We start from the raw sequence: 2,172 nt of genomic DNA, 5'->3' as shown, positions 1-2,172 counted from the left end.
TAATTGGAGCCGTTCTTATGGACCTACATGATGAATGGATTTATTCTTCAAGAAAATACATCAATTTTGATAAGTAGAAATGGTAAAAACATTGTATAGCATTTTACACAGGAGTCTGGACTTGACTGAGTTTATGGAAGAAGTTTTAATTGATGATAATATGGTTTTTGATATTGATAATTTAAAAGGATTTCTTAATGATACCAGTTCATTTGGGTTTATAGCTAAAGAAAATAATAAAATTATAGGATTTGCATATTGCTATACACTTTTAAGACCTGATGGAAAAACAATGTTTTATTTACACTCAATAGGAATGTTACCTAACTATCAAGACAAAGGTTATGGTTCAAAATTATTATCTTTTATTAAGGAATATTCTAAAGAGATTGGTTGTTCTGAAATGTTTTTAATAACTGATAAAGGTAATCCTAGAGCTTGCCATGTATATGAAAAATTAGGTGGTAAAAATGATTATAAAGATGAAATAGTATATGTATATGATTATGAAAAAGGTGATAAATAAATGAATATAGTTGAAAATGAAATATGTATAAGAACTTTAATAGATGATGATTTTCCTTTGATGTTAAAATGGTTAACTGATGAAAGAGTATTAGAATTTTATGGTGGTAGAGATAAAAAATATACATTAGAATCATTAAAAAAACATTATACAGAGCCTTGGGAAGATGAAGTTTTTAGAGTAATTATTGAATATAACAATGTTCCTATTGGATATGGACAAATATATAAAATGTATGATGAGTTATATACTGATTATCATTATCCAAAAACTGATGAGATAGTCTATGGTATGGATCAATTTATAGGAGAGCCAAATTATTGGAGTAAAGGAATTGGTACAAGATATATTAAATTGATTTTTGAATTTTTGAAAAAAGAAAGAAATGCTAATGCAGTTATTTTAGACCCTCATAAAAATAATCCAAGAGCAATAAGGGCATACCAAAAATCTGGTTTTAGAATTATTGAAGATTTGCCAGAACATGAATTACACGAGGGCAAAAAAGAAGATTGTTATTTAATGGAATATAGATATGATGATAATGCCACAAATGTTAAGGCAATGAAATATTTAATTGAGCATTACTTTGATAATTTCAAAGTAGATAGTATTGAAATAATCGGTAGTGGTTATGATAGTGTGGCATATTTAGTTAATAATGAATACATTTTTAAAACAAAATTTAGTACTAATAAGAAAAAAGGTTATGCAAAAGAAAAAGCAATATATAATTTTTTAAATACAAATTTAGAAACTAATGTAAAAATTCCTAATATTGAATATTCGTATATTAGTGATGAATTATCTATACTAGGTTATAAAGAAATTAAAGGAACTTTTTTAACACCAGAAATTTATTCTACTATGTCAGAAGAAGAACAAAATTTGTTAAAACGAGATATTGCCAGTTTTTTAAGACAAATGCACGGTTTAGATTATACAGATATTAGTGAATGTACTATTGATAATAAACAAAATGTATTAGAAGAGTATATATTGTTGCGTGAAACTATTTATAATGATTTAACTGATATAGAAAAAGATTATATAGAAAGTTTTATGGAAAGACTAAATGCAACAACAGTTTTTGAGGGTAAAAAGTGTTTATGCCATAATGATTTTAGTTGTAATCATCTATTGTTAGATGGCAATAATAGATTAACTGGAATAATTGATTTTGGAGATTCTGGAATTATAGATGAATATTGTGATTTTATATACTTACTTGAAGATAGTGAAGAAGAAATAGGAACAAATTTTGGAGAAGATATATTAAGAATGTATGGAAATATAGATATTGAGAAAGCAAAAGAATATCAAGATATAGTTGAAGAATATTATCCTATTGAAACTATTGTTTATGGAATTAAAAATATTAAACAGGAATTTATCGAAAATGGTAGAAAAGAAATTTATAAAAGGACTTATAAAGATTGATTATATAATATATGAAAAGCTATTATAAAAGACATTAGTATTAAATAGTTTAAAAAAATGAAAAATAATAAAGGAAGTGAGTCAAGTCCAGACTCCTGTGTAAAATGCTATACAATGTTTTTACCATTTCTACTTATCAAAATTGATGTATTTTCTTGAAGAATAAATCCATTCATCATGTAGGTCCATAAGAACGGCTCCAATTA

The 2,172-nt window shown here is 25.2% G+C and carries 2 protein-coding genes; both read left to right on the top strand.

Translation table 11 applies throughout. The features are described from left to right. The first annotated feature begins 121 nt into the window (after window positions 1-121). Entirely contained in the window at window positions 122-526 is a 405-nt protein-coding gene (locus tag IDG63_RS14170; RefSeq protein WP_000134308.1) for a GNAT family N-acetyltransferase, read from the top strand. Then, window positions 527-1,966, top strand: a complete 1,440-nt coding sequence (locus IDG63_RS14165; RefSeq protein ID WP_001028144.1) for a bifunctional aminoglycoside N-acetyltransferase AAC(6')-Ie/aminoglycoside O-phosphotransferase APH(2'')-Ia — start codon at window positions 527-529, stop codon at window positions 1,964-1,966. Window positions 1,967-2,172 lie beyond the last annotated feature (206 nt).

Origin of the sequence: Staphylococcus sp. EG-SA-14, from assembly GCF_017151935.1 — a bacterium.
GTDB lineage: Bacteria > Bacillota > Bacilli > Staphylococcales > Staphylococcaceae > Staphylococcus > Staphylococcus aureus.
Note: the sequence above shows the minus strand (reverse complement) of the source record. Positions and strands in the feature narration are given on the sequence as shown.